The organism is Bacillus sp. UMB0728 (assembly GCF_002858875.1).
In the GTDB taxonomy this organism is placed as follows: Bacteria; Bacillota; Bacilli; order Bacillales; family Cytobacillaceae; genus Bacillus_AB; species Bacillus_AB infantis.
Map to the genome: position 1 here is coordinate 949,486 of NZ_PKLA01000002.1, position 24,780 is coordinate 974,265.

Genomic DNA, 24,780 nt, shown 5'->3' on the forward strand with positions numbered 1-24,780 from the left:
ATGACTATTGAAACGAAATTGCCGTTTGACAAAGAGTATATCAGCTCTTTTTCAAAAGAAATGGGTGAACCGGCCTGGCTGACAGAACTGCGTGTGAAAGCTCTTGCTGACGCTGAGACGCTGCCAATGCCGCGGCCTGATAAAACAAAGATCGATAAATGGAACTTTACACAGTTTGAAAAGCATATAGTGGAAAGCGAAGATTTTGGCTCACTTGACAACCTTCCGGAAGAAGCCAAATCTTTGATTGACCTGGATAAAGAAAGCAAGAACCTTTATATCCAGAGAAATAACCGTCCGACACATCTTTCCCTTTCGAAAGAACTGCAGGACCAGGGAGTCATTTTTGCGGATATCTTCACAGCTGCCCGCGAATACGGCGACCTTTTGCAGAAGTATTTCATGAAGGATGGCGTTAAGGTGGATGAACACCGCCTGACAGCACTTCATGCAGCACTCCTGAACGGCGGGGCATTCTTATATGTGCCGCGCAATGTTGAGGTGTCTGAGCCGATCCAGGCGATCTATCTGCATGATGACAAAGAAGCGAATGTCTTCAACCACGTACTGATTGTAACTGAAGATAACAGCAGTGTTACTTATGTTGAAACATACCTTTCAACGATCGATTCAGCAGAAGGTGTTTTCAATATCGTCACTGAAGTGCTTGCAGGCACTAACAGCAGGGTGCAGTACGGAACAGTTGATAACCTTGCAAAAGGAATCACTACGTATGTTAACCGCCGCGGCAGGGCGGAACGGGATTCCCGCATTGAATGGGCTCTCGGGCTCATGAATGATGGAAACACGATTTCCGAAAACGTAACGAACCTGATTGGCGACGGTTCTGTCGGCGATACGAAGACTGTTGTCGTCGGACGCGGTGAGCAGAAGCAGAACTTCACGACAAGTGTTGTCCATTTCGGTAAAAATACAGAAGGCTATATCCTGAAGCATGGCGTTATGAAAGAAAGTGCCTCCTCTATCTTCAATGGCATCGGCAAAATCGAACACGGTGCAACGAAGTCGAATGCAGAGCAGGAGTCCCGCGTTCTGATGCTGAGCGAAAAGGCACGCGGAGACGCAAACCCGATCCTTCTCATCGATGAGGATGATGTAACGGCAGGACACGCAGCATCTGTCGGCCGTGTGGATCCGACCCAGCTGTACTACCTGATGAGCCGGGGAATTCCGCAGACAGAGGCAGAGCGCCTTGTCATCCACGGATTCCTTGCTCCGGTCGTGAAAGAGCTTCCGATCGAAGGAGTCAAAAAGCAGCTTGTTGATGTGATTGAAAGGAAAGTTAAGTAATGGATTTCAAGAATATCCGTGAACATTTCCCTATTCTGAACCAGGAAGTCAACGGAAGGCCTTTGGTTTACCTTGACAGCGCCGCAACTTCCCAGAAGCCCGTACAGGTCATCGAGGCATTGAACGAGTATTACCGCGGGTATAACTCCAATGTTCACCGCGGGGTGCATACCCTCGGTACAAAAGCGACGGATGCGTATGAAGGTGCAAGGGAAAAGGCCAGGAAATTCATTAATGCCCGTTCGATTGAGGAAGTGATCTTCACGAGCGGGACAACAAGCGCATTGAATATGGTTGCTTCAAGCTATGGAGGAGACAATCTTTCCGAAGGGGATGAAATTGTCATCTCCTATATGGAGCACCATAGTAATATCATTCCGTGGCAGCAGGCAGCCAAAAGGGCCGGAGCGGTGCTGAAATATGTCCCTCTTCAGGAGGACGGCACTATTTCACTGGAGGATGTCCGCAAGACGGTTACAAGCAATACAAAAATTGTCAGCATCATGATGGTGTCCAATGTCCTTGGCGTTATGAACCCGATCAAGGACATCGCAAGGATTGCCCATGAGAATGGCGCGATCATGGTAGTGGACGGTGCACAGGCTGCGCCTCATATGAAGGTGGATGTCCAGGATCTAGACTGCGACTTCCTTGCTTTTTCAGGACATAAGATGTGCGGCCCGACCGGGATCGGTGTCTTGTACGGCAGAAAGCAGCTTCTTGAAAACATGGAGCCTGTCCTTTTCGGAGGAGAAATGATCGACTTCGTTGATCTCTATGACTCTACCTGGAAAGAGCTTCCCTGGAAGTTCGAGGCCGGAACCCCGATTATTGCAGGAGCCATCGGCCTTGGTGCAGCAATCGATTTTCTTCAGGAAGTCGGCCTTGAAAACATTGAAGCCCATGAGCATAAGCTTGCCGCATACGCAATGGAAAAAATGTCTTCAGTAGAAGGCATGACCATCTATGGACCGAAGAATGCCGGCAAGAGAGCCGGACTTGTAACCTTCAATCTTGATGATGTCCATCCGCATGATGTGGCGACTGTCCTTGATGCTGAAGGAATTGCGGTAAGGGCAGGCCATCACTGTGCACAGCCGCTGATGAAATGGCTGAAGGCTTCCGCAACGGCACGGGCCAGTTTTTACCTGTACAACACGGAAGAAGATATTGATAAGCTTGTTGAAGGACTTGTTAAAACAAAGGAGTATTTCAGCGATGTCTTTTAATAATTTAGATACCCTGTACAGGCAAGTCATCATGGATCATTATAAAAACCCCCGCAATAAAGGGGTTCTTGAAGAAGATAACAGCTTGACGATCAATATGAACAATCCAACTTGCGGAGACAGGATCCAGCTGACACTTAAGGTCGAGGATGGAAAGGTGGCGGACGCCAGATTTGACGGTGAAGGCTGCTCCATCTCCATGTCTTCGGCATCGATGATGACCCAGGCAATCAAGGGCCAGAAAGTGGAAGATGCCTTAAAGCTCTCAAAGATCTTTTCAGATATGATGCAGGGCAAAGAGTATGATGAAGATTTGGATTTGGGTGATATTGAAGCACTGCAGGGCGTTTCAAAGTTTCCGGCACGCATCAAATGTGCGACTCTTTCATGGAAGGCCATGGAAAAGGGCCTGAAGGAAGAAGAACAACAATAAACGGCAATACAGGGTCCAAGGCCCTGTCTGCCCTGAATGGAGGAAAACGACGATGGCAAAAAAGATGCCTGAAATCGGTGATTATAAATACGGATTTGCCGATAAAGACGTTTCCATTTTCCGCTCAAAACGTGGTTTGACGAAGGAAATCGTAGAGGAAATTTCAAAGCTGAAAGAAGAGCCTCAGTGGATGCTTGACTTCCGTTTAAAATCTCTTGAACATTTCTACAACATGCCAATGCCTCAATGGGGCGGAGATCTAGCGTCATTAAACTTTGATGAAATCACTTATTATGTAAAGCCTTCTGAAAAGACAGAACGCTCATGGGACGAAGTGCCTGAAGAGATCAAGCAGACGTTTGACAAGCTTGGCATCCCGGAAGCAGAGCAAAAATACCTTGCAGGTGTTTCTGCGCAGTACGAGTCAGAGGTTGTTTACCATAATATGCAGGAAGACCTTGAAGCAAAAGGAATCGTATTCAAGGATACAGATTCTGCTTTGAGGGAAAACGAAGATCTTTTCCGCGAGCACTGGGCGAAGGTAATCCCTCCGACCGACAATAAGTTTGCGGCTCTGAACTCTGCGGTATGGTCAGGCGGTTCTTTCATCTACGTGCCAAAAGGCGTAAAGGTAGACACTCCGCTTCAGGCTTACTTCCGCATCAACTCAGAAAATATGGGGCAGTTCGAGCGCACGCTCATCATCGTGGATGAAGGCGCCCATGTCCACTATGTTGAAGGATGTACAGCTCCAGTCTACACAACGAACTCTCTTCATAGTGCCGTTGTAGAAATCATCATCAAAAAGGATGCGTACTGCCGCTATACGACAATCCAGAACTGGGCAAACAACGTATACAACCTTGTAACAAAAAGGGCTGTATGTGAAGCCAATGCTACAATGGAATGGATTGACGGAAATATCGGCTCCAAGCTGACAATGAAATATCCGGCAGTTATCCTTAAAGGAGAAGGCGCCCGCGGAATGACCCTTTCCATTGCACTTGCAGGGAAAGGCCAGCACCAGGATGCCGGGGCAAAAATGATCCACCTTGCTCCAAATACTTCTTCTACAATCGTATCAAAATCAATCTCCAAGCAGGGCGGTAAAGTAACATACCGCGGGATCGTGCACTTCGGCCGCAAAGCGGAAGGCGCTCGTGCAAACATTGAGTGCGATACGTTGATCATGGATAATCAGTCTACTTCTGATACAATCCCTTACAATGAAATCCTGAATGATAACATCTCGCTTGAACACGAAGCGAAGGTATCAAAGGTTTCGGAAGAGCAGCTGTTCTATCTGATGAGCCGCGGCATCTCCGAAGAAGAAGCAACTGAAATGATCGTAATGGGCTTCATCGAGCCATTTACAAAAGAGCTTCCAATGGAATATGCAGTTGAAATGAACCGCCTGATCAAGTTCGAGATGGAAGGTTCCATCGGCTGATCAAGCTTGGTCCCATCCGGTTATTGCCGGATGGGTTTTTTGCTCTTTTAAAGGCACCTTAAAAGCGGCCTGGCGGTTGTTCTTGTATAATGAAGGCAGGAGTGCTTCGTGGTTTTTCCAGACGTGAAAGAGGGAAAATAGAACGTTACATAGAGAACAGAAAGGAGGCGGCAGCATGATTAATATTGGACTCACAGGCTGGGGGGATCATGACAGTCTTTATAAGAAGGGCATTTCCCCGCGTGATAAGCTGAAGGAATATGCAGCATATTTCCCCATTGTAGAGGTGGATGCTTCTTTTTATGCTGTCCAGCCTCTGAGGAATGCACATAAATGGACGGAAGAAACGCCCGACGGCTTTGAATTCATCGTTAAAGCCTATCAGGGTATGACTGGGCATCAGCGCGGAGAAATCCCCTTTGACAGCAAGGAAGAGATGTTTACAGCTTTTAAGGAGTCCTTGCAGCCTTATATCGCCAAGGATAAGCTCGGCATGGCGCTGTTTCAATTTCCTCCATGGTTTGACTGCCGCAGGGAAAATGTTGATTATCTGCGCTGGTGCAAGGATCAGATGGATGATATCCCTTGTGCCCTGGAATTCCGCAATCAGACTTGGTTCTATCCGGAAATGAAGGACAAGACCTTAAGGTTCATGGAGCAGGAAGAATGGATTCACAGTATCTGCGATGAACCACAGTCCGGCGAGGGGTCTGTCCCGACAGTCATGGAGAGTACCCATCCGGGAAAGGTGCTGGTCCGCTTCCATGGAAGGAATGTGCACGGCTGGCAGAAAAAGAATGCGGAGAACTGGAGGGAAGTGAGATATCTCTACCGCTATAATGAGGAGGAGCTTTCCGGCTGGGCCCCGGCCCTCAGGGAACTGGAAAAAAGCACAAAGAAGGTATATGCTGTCTTTAATAATAATTCAGGCGGGGATGCGGCAGACAATGCACTCCAGCTGGTCGATATGATGGGGATTGAGTATACAGGCCTGGCTCCCCGGCAGCTTGATTTGTTCTAAAATGAGGAGAGGCTTGCACCTCCGTGATGTTCGGCCTGCATTGGCCTGATGGGAAAAGGAAAGAAGGTTTCATCTTTGAAAGAAGTTATCCATATATACCATACAAATGATTTGCACAGCCATTTTAGCCGCTGGCCGAGGATTCACAGCCTTTTAACAGAAAGACGCAAATGGCATGAAGAGGCAGGAGAAGATGTCTTCTTTTTCGATATCGGCGACCATGTGGACCGCTGGCATCCGCTGACAGAGGCTACTGCGGGGAAGTGCAACACAGACCTGCTCAATCAGGCAGGCTGCACTGCTGCTGCCATCGGCAATAATGAAGGAATTACCCTTCCTTTTGACTCTCTTGACACTCTCTATGAGAAAGCGGGTTTTGATGTTATCACCGCCAACCTTTTTTACAAAGATGGAAGGCGGCCGGACTGGGCTAAACCTTATGCAATTTATGAGACTGTAAGCGGACTTAAGGTGGCTGCTGCCGGTGCAACAGCAAACTATGAACATTTCTATGATTTGCTCGGCTGGAAGCTGACAGACCCCTTTGAAGAGCTTCGAAAGGTACTTGCAGAGGTAAGGGGACAGGCCGATATTATCGTCATCCTGTCACATCTGGGCATTCATGATGATGAAAGGCTGGCGGCGGAATTTCCGGAAGCCGATGTGATTCTTGGCGGCCATACCCATCATATTCTGCATGAAGGGAAAATGGCGGAAGGCTGCCTGCTGGCAGCCGCCGGCAAGCACGGGTTTTATGCCGGGCATGTTATGCTCGAAATAGACACGGAAACGAAAACAGTCATCGGCAAAAAGGCGCAGCTGTATGATACAAATGAGCTGCCATCTGCTGATGATGAAGAGCATATCATTGAAAATCTTTATCGGAAGGGAAAAAGCCTCCTTGATGTACCGGCAGCACCTCTGCCAAACGGCGGCATGAGCAAAAAGCAGCTTGCCATTCTTTTGTGTAAAGCACTCCAGGAGAAGTGCGGGGCGGATGCAGCCCTTCTTAATGAAGGCTTGATCCTTGAGGGGCTGGAAAAGAATGAGGCAACTCTGTATGACCTCCATAGAATCTGTCCGCATCCGATCAATCCAAGCAAAGTTGTGCTGACAGGGGCTGAGCTGAAGGAAGTGCTCCGGCATGCACAAAGTGATGAGTGGGAGCAGTTACAGGTCAAGGGACTTGGTTTCCGCGGTACCCTCATGGGAAGAATGATCAGTACCGGTGCAGAAATGGATACTTCGGGAAATATGCAGATTGGCGGTCATGTGCTCGACAATGAAAAAAGCTATTCCCTTGCCATCCCGGACATGTTTACATTTGGTCCCTTTTTCCCTGAAATCCGCAGGGCTGCCGAAAAGGAATATTTCTTTCCCGATTTCCTGCGGCATCTGCTGGAATGGAAACTGCAGCAGCTTCAGTAATATGCCGGCACCCTTTTTCTTTTGCTGACATAATCTGTTATGAAGCGAAAGGAGTGGATACTTATGATGGAACTGTCACCTGTCATCATCGACGGCCATACCTTTTTAAGCGTATCCGTTCAGCTGCCGAAAACGACCCTGCTCGCTGTCTCGAGCGAAAAGGGCTATATTATGTGCGGAGCGCTGGACATCGCCCTGCTCAATGAAAAGCTGAAGGACCGGAAAGTGATTGCTGGAAGGGCTGTTGGTGTCCGCACGATCGAGCAGCTCCTGGAGGCACCGCTGGAATCGGTGACCTTTGAGGCTGAAGAACTTGGAATCCATAAAGGCATGATCGGCAAGGACGCCCTGCTGAAAATGCTGTAGAGAGCCAGCCGCAGCAGGCGGCTCTTTTTTTTTCTTTAACGGAGCATTCCACTCCAAATAGAAGCCGAAGATACTTACTTATGCAAAGATTACCATTATCAGTCGTATTTTGTAGAATTTTCTACTATAATGTGGATAGGATGAAGGACGTAAATTGAGACAGAAATGATTGGAGCTTTTATATGAGATTAGTAGCTACCTCATCAGTACATCCGGGGGCCATTCTTGCAAAAGCGGTTTTAAGCGATAAGGGTGTTGTGCTTGTCAGCGACGGAGTGGAGCTTTCGGAGAAGCTGCTTGCAAGGCTCGGGGATCTTGGCGTCACCTATATATATATAAAAGACCCGAGGACAGATGATATAGAATCCGGCAGCTCGATCGATTCGGCGATGAAAAGGAAAGCGGTATCTTCCATTGAGGAAACTTTTACCCAGATAAAGAAAGGGAACAAGCTGTCAGACTCGATCATTATTGAAAAATCATCGAAAAGCTTTAAACAGATCATCAGGGATCTGGTGCAGCAGATTAATGATAATAAAGATCTGTTTGGCATATTGGCGGACGTGTGTACATATGACAGTTATATTTTCTCCCATTCGCTGAATGTGACGCTCTATTCCCTGGCGATCGGCATAGAGCTGAAGCTGAAGCCGCAGGAGCTGGATATGCTGGGGATCGGGGCTATTCTCCATGATGTCGGCAAAATGAAGGTGCCCTCTGAAATTCTCTTTAAGACGGGAAAGCTGACAGAAGATGAATTTGCAGAAATCCAAAAGCATGCAGAAGCAGGCTTTGAAATTTTGCGCAGGGTACATACATTGCCTCTCCTTGCTGCCCATTGCGCCTTTCAGCATCATGAACGGCTGAACGGCAGCGGCTACCCAAGGAGGCTGGTGGAAGATGAAATCCATCTGTTTGCCAAAATCATTGCCGTCGCTGATGTATTCGATGCCGTTACCTCCAACCGTGTATACAGGGGGGCCATGCTGCCGCATGAGGGGCTCGAGATATTGTATGCAGGCTCAGGGAAACAATTTGATACGGCTGTGGTAGAAGCTTTTCGGCGGTCTGTTGCTGTCTATCCTTCCGGGATGATGGTCCATTTGAATGATGGCAGGTCAGGAGTGGTGGTCCGCCAGAATAAAGGAGTGTCTGACAGGCCCGTGGTCCGCATCCTTGAAAAAGAGGGCCTTCCGGTTGAACCATTCGATCTCGACTTGTCAGAAGAGCTTACCGTGATTGTCACCGGCTGTGAAATGCGGATGCCGGAAACAGCAAATAAAATCTAAGTTTTTCTGCTAGTTCCCCCCTTTGCAGCATACATATAGCTTGTAAAGGGGGGATTTGCTTTGGCTAAATTCGGCGGCCGGCTCCCAAGGAAAGGCCCGCTTCCTTTCCGGTATGTTTTTCTGCTGACTTTTGTGTTTTTTATGTTCTCGACCGCAGCCGGAATATGGATCATCAATAAGGGGCTTGAGCCTACCCTGATGAGCTATGCTGACTCTCAGACGAGGAAAATCGCATCGCTGGTCATTAACAATGCCATCAACAAAAAAATCACGAATGTAATGGACCTTGAGGAGATGTTTGTTAAAAGCGGCGATGGTTCTGTCATCACCATCAATACCGAGAAGCTAAACCGTGTGAAGGCAGAGGTTACGGAGATGGTCCAGGATAATATCAAAAAAGCTGAACAGGGCGATCTATCAGCCCTGGAATCATTCACAGAAATAGAAATTGAAACAGAAGGCTCCAAAAAGCAGGATGGGATCATCTACTATGTGCCATTGGGCCAGGCAACTAACAACGCCCTTTTAGGGAATCTCGGACCCCGGATACCGGTGAAATTCAATTCCGTGGGATCTGTTACATCAAATGTGATCAGAAAAAGTGAAGACCATGGAATCAATAATGTACTGGTGGAAGTGTTTGTCCGCCTGGATGTCCAGGTCCAGATCATCATACCATTTGCTACAAAAGTTATACATGTGCAGGAGGATGTGCCGGTGGCCATGGGAGTCATCCCGGGAGATGTGCCCCAATTCTATAACGGTGGCGGCGGTGATTCTGCCCCTTCCATTGAGCTGCCTGCTAATTAATGGATTTGCTAAAAAGAAGGGTGCCTGTTATAGTATTATAGAAATTAATATGACCTTATCATATCCGGTGGGGTAGAGGTGCAAAATTCAAGAGTAAGATGTGCGAGGATGACAACGTTGACCGCATCAGAAAGGGAATTTTTGCCGAAGCAATTGACATGTGTCCGCATTCCATTGCTGGGGCTGCTTTGAAGAAGGGCAGCACTGTCATTATAAAGGCAAAGCAGGTATATGCTTAGAAAAGCCTTATAATGGGGAGCTACAGATCGTGATGGAGAAACCTATTACTTAGAAAGAGTAATGATGGATTTTCTATCATTGCTCTTTTTTATTATCTGCAGCTGCACAGCAGCTGAAACTGCATCTTCGTCTGGAAGTTCCCCCCTGTCATCATACAAGGAGGAGGAGAGAAATTGGCAAACACGATATTTTCACTTTTGCCGCCGCTTGTGGCCATTTTAATGGTCGTTCTGACAAGAAGAGTATTGTTATCTTTAGGTGTCGGGATTATAACCGCTGCCTTCCTGCTTGCCGACTTTGGCATCGGGAAAACCCTGAGCATCATCTGGGAGGCCGTCAAAGGCATTTTTGTGGCTGATGGAGCCCTGAATACCTGGAATGTATATATTATTTTATTTTTGCTGGTTCTTGGCATCATTACCGCTTTTATCAACATTTCCGGAGGAAGCCGCGCATTCGGGGAATGGGCGATGAAACGGGTGAAAACCCGGGCTGGAGCCCAGCTTGTCGGTGCAGTGCTTGGCATCATTATTTTCATAGATGATTATTTCAATGCACTGGCGGTCGGCCAGATCTCACGGCCGATAACGGACCGGCATAAAGTTTCAAGGGCAAAGCTTGCGTATCTGATTGATTCTACATCTGCTCCGGTATGTGTCGTTTCCCCTGTTTCGAGCTGGGGCGCCTATATTATTGCCCTAATCGGGACGATCCTAGCCGGTCATGGGGTGACAGAATACTCGGCATTCTCAGCTTTCATGCAGATGGTGCCGATGAACCTTTATGTATGGACTGCTCTTGCCATGGTATTCATTGTGGCATTCAGGAATATCCAAATCGGGCCGATGAAAGCCCATGAAGAGCGGGCTGTAAAAGAAGGACTGGTTCTGGATCCTGATAAGCCTGCTCCTGGAGAGCTGAAGGATGATCTTCCAACAAGCACAACCGGGTCAGTCGGAGATCTTGTCTGGCCGATCATTGCGTTGATTCTCGGAACAGTCGGCAGCATGGTCTGGACTGGATACACAGCAACAGAGGGAAGCGCAACGATCCTGAAGATCTTCGAAAATACCGATGTAGCGAAATCCCTGATCATCGGAAGCCTGATCGGGCTTGCTCTCACACTGCTGCTGTTCCTTCGCCAGGCTGTCGTATTGAAGGGAGTAAGTGCAGGCGTTTTCGGAAAAGGGATCTGGGAAGGAGTTAAATCCATGCTCCCTGCGGTCTATATTTTGATCTTTGCCTGGGCGATTGTTGATCTGATCGGCCAGCTGGAAACCGGGACCTATCTTGCAGGTGTCGTGGAAAACAGCAATATAAGCCTTTCACTGCTGCCAATCATATTGTTTGTAATTGCAGGGATCATGGCATTCAGTACAGGAACATCATGGGGCTCCTTTGGCATCCTGCTTCCTATTGCCGGCGACGTTGTAGCAGCGACCGATATTTCGCTTCTTCTGCCTGCAATGGCAGCCGTTTTGGCTGGAGCGGTATTTGGAGACCACTGTTCTCCTATTTCAGATACAACCATCCTTTCATCCACAGGGGCCGGGTGCAACCATATCGACCATGTGCTGACTCAGCTGCCGTATGCACTCATATCAGCGCTGATCGCAGCTGTGGGATACCTGGTGATCGGATTTACCGGCAGCACCATTTTTGCTTTAATTTCAGTGGCAGTCCTTTTAGCTGCCTTTGCCTTCATTGCGGGGCGCGGGCAGGGAACATCTGCTGAATTTACAGATTGATATTGAGAGGCATCCCGCATAGGGTGCCTCTTTTTTAATTGCCATTGGAAAGTGCATTCTGAAAAACGATTTATATGAAAATGCCAGAATTTCATGGATAGTCTATCCGGCGGGGGAATATTAGTATATTAAGGAGGTGGATGGGCATTAAGGGGCTTGGGAGTTATTATTTAAAAATAATAATTTTCAAAAAATAAAGCTTTGACACCGTAGGGAAATGTGGCTATACTATGTTTAGATTATACTAAAAAATCAGAAAATATAAAAGTTTCCAACTCTTGAGACGTGCATTTCAAAAGAACTGGAAATGAAATGGGGGTAAATTGAATTATGGATAATCGTCCTCAATGGGGAACGAGAGCAGGTTTCATTATGGCAGCTGTCGGATCAGCGATCGGGCTGGGGAATATATGGAGATTCCCTGCCGTGGCGTATGATAATGGAGGAGGAGCTTTCTTCTTTCCTTATCTGTTTGCACTTCTGACAGCAGGGATCCCAATTCTCATCCTTGAATTTACACTGGGCCATAAGTACCGCGGCTCCGCTCCGCTTACGTATGCAAGGCTGAACAAAAAATTTGAATGGCTCGGCTGGTGGCAGGTAGCTGTTTCCTTTGTCATCTCCACATATTATGCGGTCATCATTGCGTGGGCCATGTCATTTGCAGGGTTTTCCTTTAACCAGAATTGGGGAGATGACCCGAACGGTTTCTTTTTCGGAGAATATCTTAAGCTTTCAGATGCACCGGGATCAATCAGCACGATCGTCCCAGGCGTATTCTTCCCATTGATCCTTGTATGGCTCATTACTCTTGGCGTATTGTTTAAAGGCGTGAAAAAAGGGATAGAAGTAGCGAACAAAATCTTTATTCCAGCCCTTGTTATCTTATTTTTAATCATTGTTGTTCGCGCGCTGACACTTGATGGAGCTGTCCAGGGGCTTGATGCCTTCTTCAAGCCGGATTGGAGCAAGATTGCAGATCCTGGAGTATGGGTGGCCGCATATGGCCAGATCTTCTTCAGCTTATCAATCGGATTTGCGATCATGATCACGTACTCCAGCTATCTTCCAAAGAAGACGGATCTGACAAACAGTGCATTCATCACTGGATTTGCAAATTCCGGGTTTGAGCTTCTCGCCGGGATCGGCGTCTTTGCTGCACTGGGCTTCATGGCTGCACAGCAAGGCGTGCCAATCAATGAGGTTGTTAGTTCAGGTGTGGGCCTTGCTTTCGTGGTATTCCCGCAGATCATTAGTGAATTCCCTGCTTTAAACGGACTGTTTGGCTTCTTCTTCTTCCTATGCCTGGTCCTTGCAGGTCTTACATCACTCATCTCAATCGTGGAAACTTTTGTTGCCGGTGTACAGGATAAGTTCAAAGTGTCCCGTACAAAAGCAGTATTATTTGGAGGCGGGGCTTCTGCCATCATTTCCGTATTGTTTGCGACAGACAGCGGTCTCTATTTCCTTGATGCAGCTGATTACTTCATCAACCAGTTCGGTGTAGCTCTTGCAGGCCTTGTAGAGGTTGTCGTGATTGCATGGGTGCTGAGGGAGCTGAAAAGCATCCAGTCGCATGCGGACAGCGTCTCAGATATCCTTCTAGGCGCGTGGTGGAGGATCTGTCTGACTGTTATTACACCGCTGATCCTTGGCTATATGATGATCCAGAACATCTACACTAATATCAAGGACAATTACGAGGGCTACCCGACAGGCTTTATCATCTATTCAGGATGGGCAGTCGCGGTCGGCGCCATTGTACTCGGATTCATCTTCATGGCATTCAAGTGGGATAAAGGCACCATTTCTGTCCCGGATAAGAAGGGGGTTTCTCAATAATGTCTGCTAGTGCAATAACAATGATGATCGTTGGGATGCTTATCATTTGGGGAGGACTTGCTGCAAGCATTTCCTTTGCAGTTTCAAAAGCAAAAAAGTCATGAAAGCAAAGGCTGCCGAATCTTTTCGGCAGCCTTTATTTATTATCCGGGGACAATGGTTCCGGCCCTTATTTCTTTTTCCGGGACTGAATCTTATCCTGCCTCTCCCACAGCCTTAGGTGCGGATAAGGATCATAGGACCATTCCGTATACCCATTGTCTTTGTACATTCCGTAGTGAAGATGAGGCGGGAACTTCCCGGATGTTCCCGGCGGGCCATAGCCGGAGCTGCCTACACCCCCGATCAGCATGCCCGGTTCAACAATCTGCCCTGCTTTCAAATCCTTAGAAAAGCCGCTCAAATGCGCAAAATAATGATAGTTATTATTGATATCCCGGATGCCGATTCTCCAGCCGCCATACTTGTTCCAGCCTTTCATTTCTATAATGCCGTAGCTGGTGGCCCTCACGGGGACGCCGTAGTCGGCAAAAATATCTGTTCCTTCATGAATCCTCCTGCCTCCCCAGCCCCTTGCATCCCCCCAGGTATTTTTGTAGCTGTGATTGCTTCTGAAGGGAACGGGAAAGGCATGGCCGTCAAGGTCCAGCCGGCCGAAGTGTTTATAGATCTCAGCATGCCCTATGATGATCCCGACGGTTTTATCCCGTTTATAATAATCCCATAACCCAATTTTTATATTATCATGGTCAACTCCATAAGAAAGAAGAAAGTGGGCAAAAGCATAAATGACATCCTGGTCATCCTTCAATGAAGCTTTGCCATCACCATTGCCATCGACTCCCATGCCTCCGAAAAATTGGATGGAAGCAGGATTATCGTCCTCCAGATCAGGGTTTAACAGGCCGGCCCATTCTTCCGGCTTAAAATAAATTCCTGTCAGTCCCTCTGCTTTCGGGAGGTCCCGGCGCGCCTTGCGGATGCTGCGCTCATACTGGTCGACAGCCGCCAAATAATACCAGGGTATATTGGTGATGGCCTCAGTATTCTTGTATAATTGCATTCTTTTGCTGTAAATCTCCGCCAGATCCGTGCTCTCAGCCGCATCTGTCCTGGCCGGATAAAGGGAGAACAGCAGCAGAAGGGTCAAAAGTATGCGCATGGAAACCTTCCTTTCGGTCTTGTTTGCAGTTTAGTTTGTGAAAGAGCGCGCCTTTTCATCTATATCAATTAATGGTAATGATGAGAGGAATGGCTTGTTCTGCCTTCTTCATTATGTTAAAGTGACATCATGAAGTCTAAATCAGTCCGGTTTTCTGGGGACAAGATTGAATGGATGGAGTGGGAATAGTGAGCCAAAAAGAAGAATATATCCGCAAGCCTGAATGGCTGAAAATAAAATTAAATACGAATGAAAATTACAATGGCCTCAAAAAAATGATGAGGGAAAAAAACCTTCATACCGTCTGTGAGGAAGCAAAGTGTCCGAATATTCATGAATGCTGGGCAGTCAGAAGAACGGCAACTTTCATGATCCTGGGTGGCGTATGCACACGTGCATGCCGTTTTTGTGCGGTTAAAACAGGCCTTCCAAATGAGCTGGACTTACAGGAGCCGGAAAGAGTGGCAGACTCTGTTGCCCTGATGAACCTTAAGCATGCAGTTGTTACAGCTGTAGCAAGGGATGACCTTAAGGACGGAGGCGCAGCTGTATTTGCTGAAACCGTAAGGGCGATCCGCCGCAAGAGCCCATTCACAAGCATTGAGGTGCTGCCTTCAGATATGGGCGGTGTTTATGAAAACCTTAAAATGCTGATGGATGCCCGCCCTGATATCCTGAACCATAATATTGAAACGGTTGAAAGGCTGACTCCAAGAGTCCGTGCACGTGCTACATATAAGCGCTCATTGGAATTCCTGAAGCGCGCAAAAGAAATGCAGCCTGATATCCCTACAAAATCCAGCCTGATGATCGGCCTTGGCGAAACAAAAGAAGAAATCATCGCAACGATGGATGACCTTCGCGCCCATGATGTAGATATCATGACAATCGGCCAGTATCTGCAGCCTACCAAGAAGCACATAAAGGTCCAGAAATACTACCATCCGGATGAATTCCAGGAGCTGAAGGAAATTGCCATGAGCAAAGGTTTCAGCCATTGCGAGGCAGGCCCTCTGGTGCGCTCTTCCTACCATGCCGATGAGCAGGTCAACGCTGCAGCGAAGCAAAAGCAGCTGATGGGCGAGGAGCAAAGCGTCCAGCAGGCTTAAAGCGGAAAATGGGTAAAGATAGTAAAAGAGTTCAGCGCTTGCTGAACTCTTTTTCAGTCATATCATTATTTCATTTGAGGGCTGCTGCCCTTTTTTGCTTTCGTTTTGTCCAAAGCTTCGCTAATATCGTCATGATCAGTATCGTCATTCATTTCACCCTGTGCTTCACCGTTTTCATTTTCGCCTGAGGACATTTTTCTGCCCTGCGGTGACTGAAGCATTTCTTTAATCGTTTCATTGATGGCATATTCCATGTTGCGGCTGTCTGAATCCATGGTCGCATAATTTTCCACATTTTTGCGTAAGTTGGTGTTGTCGGAAACGTATACATGGTACCAGCGCGGTATGACTGACATGGCCATTTTTTTCACCTGGTCTGCTGTTTCAGCACGGTCCTTTGAATCTGTATCATATACAAGCAGGACCTCTTCATCCGTTACAAGAGCTGATACATCATCGACATTAGGGACATCTGTGCAATATTTGGCGATGATATCGGCAACCTGCTCCCGGTTGATGGCAGCATAATGGTCATTGGAAGAGTTGTCTCCCGGGATCGGGCTTCTTTGGTGGCGGACATAACCATAGCTTTCGCTCATATTATTGCCGCGCCTGTAATTCTGGTTGTACAATTCAGGACGCTGATCATTCACGTTGATCGTATTGCCGCTTTCCTCATACATTTCATCCTTGGAGGAAAAGTTCTGGCAGGCAGCAAGAGCTGAAAGGCTGCAAATACCTATTATGATGATGGACTTCTTCAATTGAAACACCCCCTCATTACTATCATGACCATGTGTATACTTTTTTTTCTTAGTAATTGATGGGGAATCAGTTATAATTTAAGTAGCAGGAAGGGAAAAGGCAAAGAGACATGAGAGGTGATAGACATGGTTTGCATCAATAATATCTGTTATGAGCTGATTGAAGAGAGAACAGATGGGTTTAATGAAGAGGCCTTCCGAGGAAGGTACAGCGAGATCCTGACAAAGTATGATTATATTGTGGGGGACTGGGGCTATGGGCAGCTGAGGCTCAGGGGCTTTTTTGACGACCAGAACCAGAAAGCCACTTTTGATACGAAGATAAGCACGCTGACTGAATATCTTTATGAGTATTGCAATTTTGGGTGCCCATACTTTGTTGTAAAAAAGATAAAAGCCTGACAAGAGCCGATGAACGGCTCTTGTTTTGTCTTATTTTGAGGTATATGGCGGCTCTTCATTCTTATCTGGATCATCATGGGTCGGGTGGGCCCCCTCCATCTGCCTCGGGAGGTTTTGATGGAGGGATTTGAACTCATAATTAAAGGCGCTGTAATAGCGCTGGCCCTCCCGTCAAGGGGTACTTTTATTCTCGACAGGCTGATCCTTCCCTCTCGGAGAGCCATAAGGACCTTCCGGAAGCGTTTCAGGTACAAGGAAATTGCGCTGGGTCTCCACGTTTGAAAAGTCAGTATAAGTTTCTTTTTCTTTATCATCGCTCATTCTATCACCTCCTGCCTAGTATCTGCATTCCTTCACAAGATATAAGGGGCAAGATGGCGCAAAAAGGCATTAAATCATTTCATATAAGAATGACCGCAGCTCTTCCGCATCTTCTTCAGACAGCTTAAAGGCAAATTCAAGGTATCCTTCTTCTTTCAGGTCATCGGGACCGATGATGGCAAACCGGCTGCCCTGGATATCAAGGACAAGCTGCTTTCCATAATAGCGGGACGACTGGATAATGGCGAGGTCGAAGCGCTGGTTTTCACCCATAAAACTGACGAATCTTGTTTTCGTTTCTTCTAAATCATCATATAAAAAAAATCTTTCGGACATCCTGCCGATTCCTCCTTGAGCTTCTTATTATCCTTATCTTATCAGAAGCTGCCCACTTGAAGCACTGTGATTTTATTCTATTTACCGTAATGAAAAAAACGGATTCTTGAAAATTATGGTACAATAGATTCATGAAAAATGCCGACTCCTGAGAGGAATGAGACAAATGGTCCATAAAAGCAGACAAAAGCTCCGCAATTTTTTCAACTGGGGAAAGATTGTATTCCCGCTATCCAGCATCCGTTATTATCCTCCCCAGTTCATCCTTAGGGACCCGATCATCCAGGGTGTCAAACGGGCATTCCGTAAAGGATCTGAGGTAGCTGTCGCGGTCTTTACTATCAAGAATCTGAGAGAGATTTCAGACCAGCTTGGCCAAACCGGCTATTTTGCTTACATATCCAGCATTAAAAGGGAGTTCTGCCATACAATCCAGGGTGAATTGAAGGAAGAGGAGGTTATTCTCCTTCATGATCATTACAGCGACGGGCTTACTCTTTTCATTGAGGTAGGGCATGAACGCTATTGCATCTCGGAGATTGAGGGAATTATGAAGAAAATCCTCAGGGAATCAGAACGGAATCTCCTGCTGAGCCATCCGGCAGTCAATCCTCAGATTGAAACCGGATACATGTTTATTGAGAAAAAGCATTATTCTATAGAAGAAGCCGTACTGAAGGCCCATCAGCAGGCACTTGCCATGGCGGAAAAAAGGGTGCAGTCCGATTTCAATGAAATGCTGTACAGCATGAGCAAAATCGTCGCAAAGAAAGAGATCCGCCTTCTCGCCCAGCCTATTCTTGATGTGGCTACAAAGGAAGTGAAGGCATGGGAGATGCTGACCCGCGGTCCGGAGGGGACCCCGCTTGAAAATCCGCTTCAGCTCTTTTCAGTCGCAAGGCAGACAGGCATGCTTTATGACCTTGAAATGATCGTGATGGAAAAGATACTCGAACAGATTGAAACGACCGGCTGCCAGCAGGATATTTTCATTAACTTCACACCGATCACCCTGGGCAACCAGCTTTTTGTCAGGGACATTAAAAAGTTGCTTGCCAGGCATAAAGGGATCAGCCCTCGCCAGATGACAATCGAGGTGACTGAAAGGGATTCAATTGAAGGAATGGAGTATTTTATTTACAATATAAAGGTACTCAGGACTTTAGGATTCCGGATTGCCATCGATGATACAGGAGCAGGATATGCCAGCTTGAACTCTATTACGGAAATCATGCCGGACATCATCAAGATCGACCGTTCCGTCATTCAGAATATCGACAAAAATACGGTAAAGGAATCCATGCTTAAAGGCCTGCTCCTGGTGGCAAAAGAAACCGGCTCCCTGGTGGTGGCAGAAGGTATTGAAAGCGAAGAGGAGGCGATTGTCCTCTTCCGCAATAAAGTGGACCTGGCACAGGGTTATTTTTATGCCCGGCCTGATCTGCTTCAAAAAGGCCTGTTGTCATCATAGGGGTCAATTGAAAGGATGAACCTTTATGTATTTTGTGGACAGGGAAAAGATTGAAGAGATACTCGTATTTTTTGAAAAGCAAACTGCCCTTTTCGAGGGAAAGGACAATTGGGACAGTGAGATTGAAAGGGCAGCACTGGAACGAGTTTCCCATCTGCTGATCGAAGCGATCCTTGATGTCGGCAACAGCATAATAGACGGCTTTATTATGAGGGACCCGGGCAGCTATGAAGATATCGTGGATATCCTTGAAGATGAAAAAGTGATCTCAAGTGATATGGCAGGCAGCTATAAAGCGATCATCCAATACCGCAAGGAACTGGTCCAAAACTATACAAGCATCAGCCACACGGAGCTGCAGAAAGCTTTTGCTGATCATCTGGATGATATTAAAAGATTCGCACCCGCTGTAAGGTCATATATCCTCAATGAACTTGGACCGGTATCGGCATTCAAGAACTGACCGGAGAAAGCTGAATCCTTTGGAGGGAAAAGCCTTTTCCTTTATACTAAAGCCATGACCTTATGGTTTTGGCCTTGGCAGAATAAGACGCTAGTCAAAAAAGGCTCTTGGAAAAGAGCTTTTTTTGCATTTTAATTTTAAACAGGGGCAAAACAAAATAGAATGAGGCAATTACAGGCAGGAGTTGGATATTTTGAAGGATTATAAAGGCTATTTAATTGATTTGGATGGGACTATGTACCGTGGAACAGAATTGATCCAGGAAGCCGCTGATTTCGTCAAAAAGCTCAAAGAGAGAGGCATTCCTTATTTGTTCGTGACCAATAACTCTTCACGCACTCCCCAGCAGGTTGCTGCGAAGCTGAGGGATTTTGATATACCTGCTGAAGAAGAGCAGGTCTTTACGACAAGCATGGCAACAGCAAGCTTTATTGCGGAAGAAAAGAAGGATGCCTCTGTATATGTCATTGGAGAAGAAGGGATCCGCACGGCGATTGAAGATGAAGGCCTTTCATTTGCAAATGAAGATGCAGATTATGTTGTTGTGGGAATCGACCGTTCAATCAACTATGAAAAGCTTGCCATCGGCTGTCTGGCCGTGCGCAGGGGCGCAAAATTCATTTCCACAAATGGAGATATCGCGCTGCCGACTGAAAGGGGCTTTCTTCCGGGCAATGGATCCATCACCTCTGTAATCACTGTTTCAACTCAAACCGAACCGCTGTTCATCGGCAAGCCGGAGTCAATCATCATGGAGCAGGCATTAAAGGTAATCGGCACCAGCAAGGACGAGACATTGATGGTAGGCGACAACTATGATACCGACATTCTGGCAGGGATGAATGCGGGAATGGATACCCTTCTTGTCCATACCGGCGTGACAACAAAGGAACTGCTCGAAGGTTATGAAAAGAAGCCGACATATGTCATGGATTCGCTCGACCAATGGAAGTTTTAATAAAGGCACGAAAGAATGGCTGCAGAAATTCTGCGGTCTTTTTTTTTGTATGATTTCTTCCCATATTCTTCTGCATCCCTTCCCAATTTGGTAACAGTTTGGTCATATTTGCCCGGTAATATAAAAATCAAGCAAAGTATTAAATAATCTATTAGGAGGATTCAGAATGATGGATTCCAATGACAAATATAACCAGGAAGAAACTAAATCAAAGCTAAGGAAGGGCAAAGGCATACTGTCAGTTGTTGCAGCCGGGGTGGTCGGTTCTGCTCTGACATTGTATGCGGCACCTTACACTGATTATATTAGGGACCAATTCCCTCAGGCAGCCGCAAGCCAGGATGTTTCAGGAGGACAGGCATCCAGCGCCGCTGATGCCAATAAAACGGGCATCATTCCTGAGCAGACTAGTGCTCATACAGAAGGCTCTCTTGCTGATATAGTCGAAGGTGCATCAAAAGCGATTGTGGGAATCGTGAAATCGGAGAATCGAGCCAATCAATTTTCAAACACCAGCCAAACGGTGGAAAGCGGTTCAGGCTCAGGTGTGATATTTAAAAAAGAGAATGGAAGCGCCTATATCCTGACAAACAACCATGTTGTCGAGGGGGCCAGCAAGATTGATATTTCCCTTCATGACGGCCAGAAAACAACTGCAGAGCTAGTCGGAGCAGATGCACTGACAGATTTGGCAGTGTTGAGGATGGATGAAAAGTATGCCGATACTCTGCTGGGCTTTGGTGATTCATCCAAGCTGAGGCCTGGAGACCAGGTGCTCGCGATAGGAAACCCGCTCGGTCTTGACCTTTCAAGAACAGTCACACAGGGGATTGTCAGTGCGGTGGACCGCTCAATCTCTGTTGATACTTCTGCCGGCAGCTGGGATATGAATGTCATCCAGACAGATGCAGCAATCAATCCGGGGAACAGCGGCGGGGCATTGATAAATACTGCAGGGGAAGTAATCGGCATCAACAGTCTGAAAATTTCCGAAAGCGGGGTAGAAGGCCTTGGTTTTGCCATCCCTTCCAATGATCTTCAGCCGATCGTGGAGGAAATCATGGCAAATGGCAAGGTAGAGCGTCCTTATGCAGGGGTCGGTCTTGCCGGTCTTCAGGAAGTCCCTCAAGGGTATCTGCAAAACCTGCCGCAGAATGTAACCAAAGGAGCATTCATTGCCAATATTGATCCTGAATCTGCTGCAGCCAAGGCAGGCCTGAAAACGGGAGACGTGATTATTGCCATTAATGATACAGAGATTGGCAGTCCGGATGACTTTAGGAAGTATCTGTATACCAAGCTGAAAACAGGCGATAAAGCGGAGCTGTCACTTTACCGAAATGGTGAAAAAATGAATATCACTATGGAATTGGGGACAAAAACAATTACAGATTAAAAGTCCGCCGCCGGACTGTATGCCGACATTTTAAATAATAGACTGGAAAGGAAGTTATGATGGGGTTTTTAACAAAGAAAATCGGATTAGGGATATTGGTGCTTATTTTGGCAGCTGCAGGTACTGCTGCCTTCTTTCTTTCAAAGGAGCCGGCTGTAGCAAGTGTGGGCAGCGAAAGTATAAAAAAAGAAGAGCTCTACAGCCTGCTGGTCAAGCAATATGGAGATGAGGCTCTGGACGCGCTTGTAACGGACAAGATCATTGAAATGGAGGCAAAGAAGGAAAAAGTAACAATAAGCGACAAGGAAAAAGAAGAAGAGCTGAAAAATCTGAAAGAATCATATGGCGGGGAGGAGGGCTTCAAAGCTGCACTTGAACAGAGTGGTGTTACAGAAGCCGGAATAGCAGAGGATATTGAAAAATACTTAAAAACAGAAAAGCTCCTCGAGCCGCGAATTGATTTAAAAGAAGATGAAATCAAAGCTTATTTTGAAGAAAATAAAGATCAGTATGCCCAGCAGGAGCAGGTAAAGGCAAGCCATATCCTAGTTGAAGATGAAGCGACAGCAAAAGAAGTCAAATCCAAGCTGGACAAAGGAGAAGAATTTGCCGATCTGGCAAAAGAATACTCCACCGATGCTTCCAATGCCGAATCAGGCGGCGAGCTCGGCTATTTCGGAAAGGGAGAAATGGAAGCCGCGTTTGAGGAAGCTGCCTTTGCGTTGAAAGCTAATGAAATAAGCGGGCCAGTCAAAACCGATTACGGCTACCATATCATTAAAGTGGAAGATAAAAAGGAAGCAAAAGAAGCTGTGTACGAAGACAGCAAAGAAGCAGCGAAAAAGGCACTTTTTGACGAAAGGATGCAGACTGAGTACTATAACTGGCTTGAAGAGAAAAAGGAAGAATATAAAATCGAGAAAAATAGGAATGCCTAAGATTTGGAGCAGCCTTCCCTCTTATTCCTGGATAATAGACAATTAGCAAAACGAAAGAGCTTAGGTTCCAATATGGGGAAGTGGCTCCCGATTTAATTAGAGAAATCATGTTGGACAAAGCCTGATAGACAGTCTATCAGGCTTTTGCGTGTAAGTTTAAACAGGCTGCACCGGCTGGCTGACGACCAAGTCTGCCCCTTCCAGCGGCCGGACAGTTTCTAAGTAATGATCTTCCGCCTTCCAGTATCTGTTTTCAAACTTGTCCACTTTTTGTCTGGTGGCTTCTTTTTCGCGTTTGAATCTTGTCTCTCTCGGACAGTCCAGGTAAACGATATAATCAAGATAGTTTCTCCATTCAGGACGCTGCAGAAAGACGCCTTCGATGATGATGAGGCATTTCCGGGGAATGGTGGTATTTTTAAGAAAATGGCTGTCATTTTGTTCGACATAGAGCCTTAAGGTAAGTTCTTTTCCGGTATGTACTTTTGAAAACAGCTCCTGCTTTAAGTGTTCTGCATCCCATTGAAGGGAGTAGTATTCGTACCATTCTTCGTTTCCTGTGTTGTATCTTTTATTGCGGTCTTCTATATAATCATCGAGATGAAAGATGATTGCGGGGTGACCTTCTGCCTGCAGCCATTGTTTGAGCCTATTGACGAGTGTGGTTTTTCCTGAGCGGCTGAGTCCATCTATTCCGAGGATGAACCGGTCGTTTTGGAGCCCTTTTTCGATTGCTTGCTTCAGGTGGTTGATATCCATTTTCCGTTCCTCCCGTTTCTTGTTATCTCTGAAATCTTAGCATGGAATTTTTATTGTGTACAATTTTTCCAGGATTGTAAAAATACTGCCTGAAAGGGAGCTGTTGATTTGCGTTGCAGGCACTTCGCTTTCCGTGGGGCGAAGTTGAGCCTCCTTGGAGCGAGCTCTTGCTGGGTCTCAGTTCTGCCGCTATTTCCCACAGGAGTCTGCGTGCCTTCCACTCCAGTCAACAGGGTTTTTATAATTTTTTGGGTGATTTCTCTTTAGGAAAACGGGACGTTTTTTTGATGAGTTTTTGTTTTTAAAGGGGCGTTGCAGGCACTTTGCTTTCCGTGGGGGAAAGCTAAATTTCCTCGGGCTATTAATAAGCGGAGATTTTCCTGTTAAATTGTTAATATGCCATGAATGGGTCTATATAAGCGGAGATTTTCCGGTTAAGCGAAGCAAAATGGTCGATTATCCTTTTTTTTGGGTCGATAGGCGGAATTTCTCCTTCTATTTAAGCTGATTTTAGAGCTCTATTTAAATTAGCGGGAATTTCTCCGCTTATTGTCAACCCGCGCTGAACCTCATCCTGTTCCTGGAGTCGGCTCTTTTGGTCAGGGGGGGGGGTATGGGGAAAAATTGCTCTTTTAAAAGGTATTCTTGACTCATAATGAATTGGTTATTAAACAATGAGGGTGCTTACCTTCAACAGCATGCTATTTTTATAAAAAGGCTCAGAGCATAATGGCTCCGAGCTTTTTTGTGTGTAAATATTATTGCTAAAAAGTCTGCGAAATGCACTGCCAATCCGCACTTGGCACTTCAAAACCGAAACCTTACCAACAGAAGGCTGTTTATTCTTCTATTCGACTTTAGCAGCGCCATGGGCCAGGCGGCTTGAGGCGGCTGCTGCGATGGCGCCTACGATGTCGTCCAGGAAGGTGTGGCATTTGCCGGAGGATTTATCGTTTAGGTCTTTCAGGATGCCGGGCTTCAGTTTATCGATATATCCGTAGTTGGTAAAACCGATGCTGCCATAGACATTGACGATGGAGAAAGCGAGTACTTCGTCGACGCCATAGAGACTTTCATCGGTTTCTATGATTTTTTGGAGAGGCTGGTCAAGCATTCCTTTTTCACCGAGCATATCAAGCTGGATCCCGGTCAGGATGGCGTTTTGGACTTCCCTTTTGGACAGGACGCGCTCAACGTTGTGAAGGCAGTCCTTCATTTCAAGATTAGGGTGGTACTTTTCCTGAAGAAAGAAAACTAAATCTGCGATATCCTGTACGGTTACCCCTCTTTCAAGCAGCCATCTGCGGGCTGTCTGTTCTGTCAGGTCAACAACTTCTTTTTGTTCTTCAGACATTTGCCTCACCTTTTCTTGTTTTTTTCTAATGTATATACCGGCACAGCCGCAAATATACCTAAACAGGACATGCGGCTCCCGTGGCCTGTCTACTTCATTTTTTCCCTGAAGGCATGGGTTATGCAAGAAACAAACAAGTTTTTGCGGCGGGCACATATAATGAGATATAAGCGATTAGCG

General features: G+C 46.6%; 24 protein-coding genes, 1 pseudogene and 1 riboswitch. Of the genes and pseudogenes, 19 read left to right on the forward strand and 6 right to left on the reverse strand.

The window, feature by feature from the left end; genetic code table 11:
- The 12 genes from sufD (at position 1) to CYJ37_RS10315 (ending at position 13,271) form a co-directional block, all read left to right on the forward strand.
- Positions 1-1,311 (forward strand): Fe-S cluster assembly protein SufD, encoded by a 1,311-nt coding sequence (gene sufD, locus CYJ37_RS10260; RefSeq protein WP_009791478.1) that lies wholly within the window; start codon positions 1-3, stop codon positions 1,309-1,311.
- The gene (locus tag CYJ37_RS10265) at positions 1,311-2,540 is read left to right on the forward strand and encodes a cysteine desulfurase (RefSeq protein WP_101549554.1); all 1,230 of its coding nucleotides are present in this window, start codon (positions 1,311-1,313) and stop codon (positions 2,538-2,540) included. Before sufD ends, CYJ37_RS10265 begins: the two co-directional genes overlap by 1 nt.
- Positions 2,530-2,973, forward strand: a complete 444-nt coding sequence (gene sufU, locus CYJ37_RS10270; protein WP_009791476.1) for a Fe-S cluster assembly sulfur transfer protein SufU — start codon at positions 2,530-2,532, stop codon at positions 2,971-2,973. Before CYJ37_RS10265 ends, sufU begins: the two co-directional genes overlap by 11 nt.
- A 52-nt stretch (positions 2,974-3,025) precedes the next feature.
- The gene (sufB, locus tag CYJ37_RS10275; RefSeq protein ID WP_009791475.1) at positions 3,026-4,423 is read left to right on the forward strand and encodes a Fe-S cluster assembly protein SufB; all 1,398 of its coding nucleotides are present in this window, start codon (positions 3,026-3,028) and stop codon (positions 4,421-4,423) included.
- 175 nt (positions 4,424-4,598) lie between these two features.
- Positions 4,599-5,444, forward strand: a complete 846-nt coding sequence (locus tag CYJ37_RS10280) for a DUF72 domain-containing protein (protein WP_094769834.1) — start codon at positions 4,599-4,601, stop codon at positions 5,442-5,444.
- Positions 5,445-5,519: 75 nt separating this feature from the next.
- Positions 5,520-6,872 (forward strand): bifunctional metallophosphatase/5'-nucleotidase, encoded by a 1,353-nt coding sequence (locus CYJ37_RS10285; protein ID WP_308302656.1) that lies wholly within the window; start codon positions 5,520-5,522, stop codon positions 6,870-6,872.
- A gap of 63 nt (positions 6,873-6,935) precedes the next feature.
- On the forward strand, positions 6,936-7,238 hold the full coding sequence (locus CYJ37_RS10290; protein ID WP_009791471.1) for a YunC family protein: 303 nt from the start codon (positions 6,936-6,938) through the stop codon (positions 7,236-7,238).
- Between the two features lie 182 nt (positions 7,239-7,420).
- Positions 7,421-8,527, forward strand: coding sequence for an HD-GYP domain-containing protein (locus CYJ37_RS10295; RefSeq protein ID WP_101549558.1), 1,107 nt, complete (start codon positions 7,421-7,423; stop codon positions 8,525-8,527).
- A 60-nt stretch (positions 8,528-8,587) separates the two neighbouring features.
- Positions 8,588-9,337: a sporulation protein YunB gene (yunB, locus tag CYJ37_RS10300; RefSeq protein ID WP_101549560.1), complete on the forward strand. Its 750-nt coding sequence runs from the start codon at positions 8,588-8,590 to the stop codon at positions 9,335-9,337.
- Between the two features lie 65 nt (positions 9,338-9,402).
- A riboswitch (Lysine riboswitch) is annotated at positions 9,403-9,607 on the forward strand.
- Positions 9,608-9,750: 143 nt separating this feature from the next.
- Positions 9,751-11,325 (forward strand): Na+/H+ antiporter NhaC family protein, encoded by a 1,575-nt coding sequence (locus tag CYJ37_RS10305; RefSeq protein ID WP_094769837.1) that lies wholly within the window; start codon positions 9,751-9,753, stop codon positions 11,323-11,325.
- Between the two features lie 330 nt (positions 11,326-11,655).
- The gene (locus tag CYJ37_RS10310) at positions 11,656-13,167 is read left to right on the forward strand and encodes a sodium-dependent transporter (RefSeq protein ID WP_035401234.1); all 1,512 of its coding nucleotides are present in this window, start codon (positions 11,656-11,658) and stop codon (positions 13,165-13,167) included.
- Positions 13,167-13,271 (forward strand): methionine/alanine import family NSS transporter small subunit, encoded by a 105-nt coding sequence (locus tag CYJ37_RS10315; protein WP_022544349.1) that lies wholly within the window; start codon positions 13,167-13,169, stop codon positions 13,269-13,271. Before CYJ37_RS10310 ends, CYJ37_RS10315 begins: the two co-directional genes overlap by 1 nt.
- 65 nt (positions 13,272-13,336) lie before the next feature.
- Here CYJ37_RS10315 and CYJ37_RS10320 read toward each other — a convergent pair whose 3' ends face one another.
- Positions 13,337-14,329 carry a M23 family metallopeptidase gene (locus CYJ37_RS10320; RefSeq protein ID WP_101549562.1) on the reverse strand — a complete coding sequence of 331 codons (993 nt, stop codon included), beginning with the start codon at positions 14,327-14,329 and terminating at the stop codon, positions 13,337-13,339.
- Positions 14,330-14,499: 170 nt separating this feature from the next.
- Between CYJ37_RS10320 and lipA the strand changes: the two genes are divergently transcribed.
- The gene (lipA, locus tag CYJ37_RS10325; RefSeq protein ID WP_022544347.1) at positions 14,500-15,438 is read left to right on the forward strand and encodes a lipoyl synthase; all 939 of its coding nucleotides are present in this window, start codon (positions 14,500-14,502) and stop codon (positions 15,436-15,438) included.
- Positions 15,439-15,503: 65 nt separating this feature from the next.
- Here lipA and CYJ37_RS10330 read toward each other — a convergent pair whose 3' ends face one another.
- On the reverse strand, positions 15,504-16,202 hold the full coding sequence (locus CYJ37_RS10330) for a YhcN/YlaJ family sporulation lipoprotein (protein ID WP_009791459.1): 699 nt from the start codon (positions 16,200-16,202) through the stop codon (positions 15,504-15,506).
- 126 nt (positions 16,203-16,328) lie between these two features.
- Between CYJ37_RS10330 and CYJ37_RS10335 the strand changes: the two genes are divergently transcribed.
- Positions 16,329-16,604, forward strand: coding sequence for a YutD family protein (locus CYJ37_RS10335; RefSeq protein WP_009791458.1), 276 nt, complete (start codon positions 16,329-16,331; stop codon positions 16,602-16,604).
- 30 nt (positions 16,605-16,634) lie between these two features.
- On the opposite strand, the pseudogene CYJ37_RS10340 reads toward CYJ37_RS10335, so the two are convergent.
- Both CYJ37_RS10340 and CYJ37_RS10345 read right to left on the reverse strand, forming a co-directional pair.
- Positions 16,635-16,925 (reverse strand): annotated as a pseudogene (locus CYJ37_RS10340) (cytosolic protein).
- A 69-nt stretch (positions 16,926-16,994) separates the two neighbouring features.
- Positions 16,995-17,261 (reverse strand): DUF3055 domain-containing protein, encoded by a 267-nt coding sequence (locus CYJ37_RS10345; protein ID WP_009791456.1) that lies wholly within the window; start codon positions 17,259-17,261, stop codon positions 16,995-16,997.
- Positions 17,262-17,427: 166 nt separating this feature from the next.
- On the opposite strand from CYJ37_RS10345, the gene CYJ37_RS10350 reads away from it, so the two are divergent.
- The 5 genes from CYJ37_RS10350 to CYJ37_RS10370 all read left to right on the forward strand — a co-directional run bounded on the left by CYJ37_RS10350 (position 17,428) and on the right by CYJ37_RS10370 (position 22,487).
- Positions 17,428-18,732, forward strand: a complete 1,305-nt coding sequence (locus CYJ37_RS10350) for an EAL domain-containing protein (RefSeq protein WP_009791455.1) — start codon at positions 17,428-17,430, stop codon at positions 18,730-18,732.
- A gap of 25 nt (positions 18,733-18,757) precedes the next feature.
- Complete coding sequence (locus CYJ37_RS10355; protein WP_101549564.1) at positions 18,758-19,195, forward strand: DUF86 domain-containing protein; 438 nt, start codon at positions 18,758-18,760, stop codon at positions 19,193-19,195.
- A gap of 193 nt (positions 19,196-19,388) precedes the next feature.
- Positions 19,389-20,153, forward strand: coding sequence for a TIGR01457 family HAD-type hydrolase (locus CYJ37_RS10360; protein WP_022544346.1), 765 nt, complete (start codon positions 19,389-19,391; stop codon positions 20,151-20,153).
- 166 nt (positions 20,154-20,319) lie between these two features.
- Positions 20,320-21,549 carry a S1C family serine protease gene (locus tag CYJ37_RS10365; RefSeq protein ID WP_101549566.1) on the forward strand — a complete coding sequence of 410 codons (1,230 nt, stop codon included), beginning with the start codon at positions 20,320-20,322 and terminating at the stop codon, positions 21,547-21,549.
- Positions 21,550-21,605: 56 nt separating this feature from the next.
- Complete coding sequence (locus CYJ37_RS10370) at positions 21,606-22,487, forward strand: peptidylprolyl isomerase (RefSeq protein WP_101549568.1); 882 nt, start codon at positions 21,606-21,608, stop codon at positions 22,485-22,487.
- A 156-nt stretch (positions 22,488-22,643) separates the two neighbouring features.
- Here the strand turns inward: CYJ37_RS10370 and CYJ37_RS10375 are convergent, their stop codons facing one another.
- Both CYJ37_RS10375 and CYJ37_RS10385 read right to left on the reverse strand, forming a co-directional pair.
- Positions 22,644-23,246 carry a kinase gene (locus CYJ37_RS10375; RefSeq protein ID WP_101549570.1) on the reverse strand — a complete coding sequence of 201 codons (603 nt, stop codon included), beginning with the start codon at positions 23,244-23,246 and terminating at the stop codon, positions 22,644-22,646.
- An 847-nt stretch (positions 23,247-24,093) separates the two neighbouring features.
- Positions 24,094-24,600 carry a phosphatidylglycerophosphatase A family protein gene (locus tag CYJ37_RS10385; protein WP_009791447.1) on the reverse strand — a complete coding sequence of 169 codons (507 nt, stop codon included), beginning with the start codon at positions 24,598-24,600 and terminating at the stop codon, positions 24,094-24,096.
- Between the last annotated feature and the right edge of the window lie 180 nt (positions 24,601-24,780).

Bases quoted from the DNA above. Each gene is read 5' to 3' on its own strand.
- CYJ37_RS10365 (WP_101549566.1), top strand. From the start codon at position 20,320: ATGATGGATTCCAATGACAAATATAACCAGGAAGAAACTAAATCAAAG.
- CYJ37_RS10375 (WP_101549570.1), bottom strand. From the start codon at position 23,246: ATGGATATCAACCACCTGAAGCAAGCAATCGAAAAAGGGCTCCAAAAC.
- sufB (WP_009791475.1), top strand. From the start codon at position 3,026: ATGGCAAAAAAGATGCCTGAAATCGGTGATTATAAATACGGATTTGCC.
- CYJ37_RS10315 (WP_022544349.1), top strand. From the start codon at position 13,167: ATGTCTGCTAGTGCAATAACAATGATGATCGTTGGGATGCTTATCATT.
- lipA (WP_022544347.1), top strand. From the start codon at position 14,500: ATGGATGGAGTGGGAATAGTGAGCCAAAAAGAAGAATATATCCGCAAG.
- CYJ37_RS10290 (WP_009791471.1), top strand. From the start codon at position 6,936: ATGATGGAACTGTCACCTGTCATCATCGACGGCCATACCTTTTTAAGC.
- CYJ37_RS10265 (WP_101549554.1), top strand. From the start codon at position 1,311: ATGGATTTCAAGAATATCCGTGAACATTTCCCTATTCTGAACCAGGAA.
- CYJ37_RS10370 (WP_101549568.1), top strand. From the start codon at position 21,606: ATGATGGGGTTTTTAACAAAGAAAATCGGATTAGGGATATTGGTGCTT.
- sufD (WP_009791478.1), top strand. From the start codon at position 1: ATGACTATTGAAACGAAATTGCCGTTTGACAAAGAGTATATCAGCTCT.
- CYJ37_RS10295 (WP_101549558.1), top strand. From the start codon at position 7,421: ATGAGATTAGTAGCTACCTCATCAGTACATCCGGGGGCCATTCTTGCA.
- CYJ37_RS10335 (WP_009791458.1), top strand. From the start codon at position 16,329: ATGGTTTGCATCAATAATATCTGTTATGAGCTGATTGAAGAGAGAACA.
- CYJ37_RS10320 (WP_101549562.1), bottom strand. From the start codon at position 14,329: ATGCGCATACTTTTGACCCTTCTGCTGCTGTTCTCCCTTTATCCGGCC.
- CYJ37_RS10280 (WP_094769834.1), top strand. From the start codon at position 4,599: ATGATTAATATTGGACTCACAGGCTGGGGGGATCATGACAGTCTTTAT.
- CYJ37_RS10385 (WP_009791447.1), bottom strand. From the start codon at position 24,600: ATGTCTGAAGAACAAAAAGAAGTTGTTGACCTGACAGAACAGACAGCC.
- sufU (WP_009791476.1), top strand. From the start codon at position 2,530: ATGTCTTTTAATAATTTAGATACCCTGTACAGGCAAGTCATCATGGAT.
- CYJ37_RS10310 (WP_035401234.1), top strand. From the start codon at position 11,656: ATGGATAATCGTCCTCAATGGGGAACGAGAGCAGGTTTCATTATGGCA.
- CYJ37_RS10345 (WP_009791456.1), bottom strand. From the start codon at position 17,261: ATGTCCGAAAGATTTTTTTTATATGATGATTTAGAAGAAACGAAAACA.
- CYJ37_RS10350 (WP_009791455.1), top strand. From the start codon at position 17,428: ATGGTCCATAAAAGCAGACAAAAGCTCCGCAATTTTTTCAACTGGGGA.
- CYJ37_RS10355 (WP_101549564.1), top strand. From the start codon at position 18,758: ATGTATTTTGTGGACAGGGAAAAGATTGAAGAGATACTCGTATTTTTT.